This is a genomic window from Sulfurisphaera sp. (assembly GCF_059755235.1).
Genome location: NZ_DBPRYF010000045.1, coordinates 1 through 4,587 on the forward strand (window position 1 = coordinate 1; position 4,587 = coordinate 4,587).

Annotated in this window: 3 protein-coding genes; all 3 read right to left on the minus strand. The window is 35.7% G+C overall.

The window, feature by feature from the left end; all coding sequences use genetic code 11:
- Positions 1-145: 145 nt before the first annotated feature.
- On the minus strand, positions 146-1,624 hold the full coding sequence (locus AC3OCB_RS06845; RefSeq protein WP_498341598.1) for a hypothetical protein: 1,479 nt from the start codon (positions 1,622-1,624) through the stop codon (positions 146-148).
- Positions 1,625-1,683: 59 nt separating this feature from the next.
- Complete coding sequence (locus tag AC3OCB_RS06850) at positions 1,684-3,438, minus strand: S9 family peptidase (protein ID WP_498341600.1); 1,755 nt, start codon at positions 3,436-3,438, stop codon at positions 1,684-1,686.
- A gap of 402 nt (positions 3,439-3,840) precedes the next feature.
- Complete coding sequence (locus tag AC3OCB_RS06855; RefSeq protein WP_498341601.1) at positions 3,841-4,302, minus strand: YncE family protein; 462 nt, start codon at positions 4,300-4,302, stop codon at positions 3,841-3,843.
- Positions 4,303-4,587: the final 285 nt, after the last annotated feature.

Genomic DNA, 4,587 nt, shown 5'->3' on the forward strand with positions numbered 1-4,587 from the left:
TATACATACGCAAGGTGTTTAACCTCATGACTAGGTGCAACCTTCATCTGAACTGTGATTTGAAATCCGGTTGACCTAGCCATAAAATCAGATCATCTTTATTCGCATTTAAGCTTTTCATCCCCCGCCCTAAAGAGCGAGACTTTCAGTTGTAAAAAACGTTGTCATTATAAATCAGATCTTTCGAGCTACCACCTTCCATATATTCCATTACTAATAATGGTGGCTCGTTAAGATATGAGAGAACGTCTCCTTCTTTTACAATTTTTCTTATAGCTTGCATATCAATCCTTGAGTCGACGAACTTAACAATATTATCGGAAAGAAAAGAGAGCTCTCTAAGTTGAGAGTATTCATTGATAAAATCATAATAGCTATCAGTAGCGGTTGAGGAAGGAAAGAGTATTGGGATCTTTATTGCGTATTTTTTCCCTTCTTTCTCACCCACCAATACAAATGAAGAACCACCTTTTCCTAGGTAACCTGTTATTTTGTAGCCAAAAATCTCTCTATTTAACCAAACTTTTGGATCCCAATTTTTCTTCAAATTTTCTATCTTAAGTATTTTAATTTCATCAAGTATATTCAACAGTTTTGGTGATGGGGCTACTTGCCTAGCTAGTTCTCCTATTCTTTCAGCTAATTCTAAGTCCTTATTTTTAGCCACTAAAAGGAAGTTCACTATGTCAATCGGAGGGACTTGTTTCATTTTCTCAAAACATTCAGCAATCTTATTAATGTCGCATAGGGCATAGTTGATCTTGTATGGAACTGCTGAGGGGATTTTTACAACAGCCTTACAATTACCTTGATTTACTAAATTGCAATATAATGGAGTTAGATCTTCCTTGTACTCTAGAAGGAGGTCTTGGAGTACTTTGTCATTATCAATGTTCTTTAACATTAATGACTCTATGTCTTTTTCTGAAGGAATGCTGTTAATAACGATAGCTGAAGAAGAGGAATATACGAGAGCATATTGCGGATAAACGAAGAGGATAATAACGCTAAGAATTAAGGACGCTAAACTAACTAGAACGTTTTTATTTTCTATAAATTCACTGGCGAATATAACTAGGAGAATAACTATTACAGAAGGTAAAACTATTTTAGAATTAAAGGCAATTTCATTAAACAACATGAGAGAAAAGCCGGAACTTAGAAGAGAAAAGAAGAAAAGAAAGAAAAGCTGAGTCAGAAAATAAGGTATTGCTATTGTGAAGAGAGGTCTAGGGTCTTTTATCTTGTCAAAGAGAAGTAAAGTAGAACCTAAGACGACGAAAGAGTAGAGGAAGAGAGGAAAAGAGCCTAAAAAGAAAAAGAAGACAACAGAAATTGGCAAAACTACAAATTTTACTTTCTCAATTTTTAATGAAAGAAGAGAAAGAGCAGTTATAGATAGAGCAAATGCTAAAGTAACAAGTGGAATAGGGGAGATGAACAGTAAGGGTATATCCAATGAACCAATTATTAGACTTACACCTAGAACTCTAGGGGAGGAAGAAATTGAAGTTGCTACTGAAAATGCCAGTAAGGGAAGAAAGTCAATAGTAATCCCTTTCTCTAAGATGAAATAAGATACAACAGCAAGATTCCCTAGTACCAGTAGCTTTACTAAATTCATAAATATAAAATCTCTAGAGGATTTTAAAAACTGACCTTATTATGTCAGCGTTTTCAACTTTACTTCTTTAGATAATTATCAAACCACTCCAACTTCCTTTTCAGTCTATCCACCATATTTTTAGGATTCCCTCTTCTGGCATGTTCATGACCGTCACCTTGATACCTCACTAACTCAGTTGGGACGCCATTCATTTTTAGTGCAATAAAGAACTGTTCCGCTTGTTCTATTGGACATCTATAATCTACTTCCCCATGAATTAACATCGTAGGTGTCTTGACATTTTTCACGTAAGATATAGGGGACATTTTCATTAGTTTTTCAATTCCTTCCTTACTCCAAGGATCTTCTATTCCAGCCTCAATTGTGTTAAACCAAAATCCTATATCACTAGTACCGCACATGCTAACTAGGTTAGAAATGCTTCTCTCACTTATTGCTGCAGAGAAAATGTCTGTCTGAGTAACAATCCAGTTAGTCATAAAACCACCATAAGAACCACCAGTAACTCCTAGTTTACCAGAAAGGTTAAACTTCTTTCTTGCATTGTCCACGAAAGTGAGAAGTTCCCTCATGTCTTTTCCACCCCAATCACCCACACAAGCTTTAGCAAATTCCTCTCCATATCCTTGGCTTCCGCTAGGATTTGCGTAAATCACGTTATAACCGTGGTTTGCGAAGAACTGAAATTCAATGAAGTAAGCATAACCGTAAGCCGTATGAGGACCACCATGAATGAATAGGATTGTTGGATTTTTAGGGTCAGTTATAATCCCCCAACCTTCAATTTCACCATCAATCTTAATAGGGGAAATTCCTTTAACTTGAGGGTTAGGATCGTAGACGTCTTCCCCATATTTCATGACAACGGGTTTTTCTGGAGTAGAATAGAAATAAACGATCTTGTCTCTAGTAAAGTCAAAGCCCTTAACCACAATGTTCCCTTCAGTGATTTTTTCTACCTTACCATCAGTAATTGAGTATAAGTGAACCTCTCCACCAATTTGACCTAAAGTCATTACTTTACCTTCTTTGAAAATTATCTTTTCCTTCACGTTATCAAATAGGTCTGAAAGGACAGTGTTACCGCAAGTCTTTCCACACAGATACGATTTATCCTCTTCAGGGAAAATAATCTCTCTCACAGCCCATGGAGTTTTCCCTTTTCTATGGCCTAAATATGCTATCCTTCCTTGTTCATCCATACTGATAGAAGTTACGTTTCCTTCTCCCTTGGTTATCCTCTTCAACTCTCCACTATTTATATCGACCTCGTAAATGTCACTAAGACCGTAGTCGTCTTGCTCTTTGGTTGCTGATATTACAACTCTATTTCCGTTAGTAGCTACGTCTGTCACATCGAAATCTCCACTCACTATCTTCTTTAAAGTATCTGAGAAAAAGAAAAGAGATTGCCTAGTTCTTAAAAGTCCTCTTCCATCAAATCTATATTTCAATTTATTTACTGAGAAAACAGAACTAGGATGAATTTTCTCTTCTCCTATTATTAAGATGCCTTGTTTATGAAAAGTGTATTTTTGAATTTTTGCTAAAGATACGACGTTTTCAGATTCACCATAAGGCTTTTGCCTAATTAGGCTCGCTTCCTTTTTACTACTTTTCACGTAATAGAGATAACTGTCGTGAAAAGTCGGCTGGGATTCGTTACCGCCAAAGGTTATCCTTTGTTTGTCCAAGAATATTGCAGATTTGTATTTTTCATTTTCAATCCATGTTTCAACATGTAGTAAACCGGGCTCACTTAGTTTAACCTCTGAAATGAGGCGAATTGAATATGCTTCTTCTGGTGTCATGATTGTTAGTTAACAAACAAAGATAAAAGCGTGATTTAAAACGAATAGAGAAATGTTTAGCATTAAGTATCAAAGAATTTTTGCCTTTTACTTTCCCTTCTTTCATTTCTTAAGGGCTTTTGATCAAATTTCCAAACAGAATCGAGAATACACATCTACCTAATCGAATTTTCTCTGTGAACTTGTACTTCTAGTGAAAATAGCAAATAGATAAATATTTAATCACTTTAACATAAAGTCCCTTTTACCGCTCGAGAGTGTAGTCCTAAGAGATTAGTTAGTTCATATTTACAAAAATTTTATGTCTCAGTTAATTTTTCATTTAACAACTTTCTTGATTTAGTGTTATTATATAAAATATTTTAGATAGAGATCGATAAAAAATAAAAATAAATAAAGATATTATCTTTTTCTAAGTAAAACTACTGCAATTACTATTATCACTATTATTACGCCTATTATGGCATAAACTTCTATGGATGATATACTTGCAGACGTTGTTGTAACTGAAGATGCTGTAGTTGACTTTTGAGAAAAAGTAGTAGAGGGTGTTGCGGTCGGTGTTGTTGTGACAGCCGTAGTACTTGTCGTTGTAGTTATAGGCGGTGAAGTTGTGGATGTGCTTGTAGGCGGTACTCCCGAAGTAGAAATTATGCTTATAGTGCCTGATTGAGAATTAGCTACGTAGATGTAGCCGTTTTGGGGGTTGTAAAGTAATGCTACTGGAATCTGTCCTACAGTAATATTGCCTATTATTGTGTTTGTGGAGGGGTTGAAAGCTACCACAGAATTTGAGACTATATCAGCTACGTAAATGTAACCGTTTTGGGGATCGTAAAGTAATGATTCTGAGAAAGCATTCATTTTAGTTATTATTGTTGTGGAATTGTAGATTTTAATATTGCCTATTATTGTGTTTGTGGAGGGGTTGATGATTGAAATTTTTCCAGATTGATAATTGGCAACGTTAATTTATGAGTCGTGGGGATCGTAAAGTTATGCTACCGGAATCGTCGGTACAGTCAGATTGGTTTATGAGGTGGTTGTGGAGGGGTTGATGGCTGAAACAGAATTTGAGACTATACCAGCTACGTAAATGTAACCGTTTTGGGGATCGTAAAGTAAGGCGTCAGGGAACTGTCCTACAGT

Excerpts from the sequence above, each read along its gene's own strand:
- AC3OCB_RS06845 (WP_498341598.1), bottom strand. The coding sequence starts at position 1,624 with ATGAATTTAGTAAAGCTACTGGTACTAGGGAATCTTGCTGTTGTATCT.
- AC3OCB_RS06850 (WP_498341600.1), bottom strand. The coding sequence starts at position 3,438 with ATGACACCAGAAGAAGCATATTCAATTCGCCTCATTTCAGAGGTTAAA.
- AC3OCB_RS06855 (WP_498341601.1), bottom strand. The coding sequence starts at position 4,302 with ATGAATGCTTTCTCAGAATCATTACTTTACGATCCCCAAAACGGTTAC.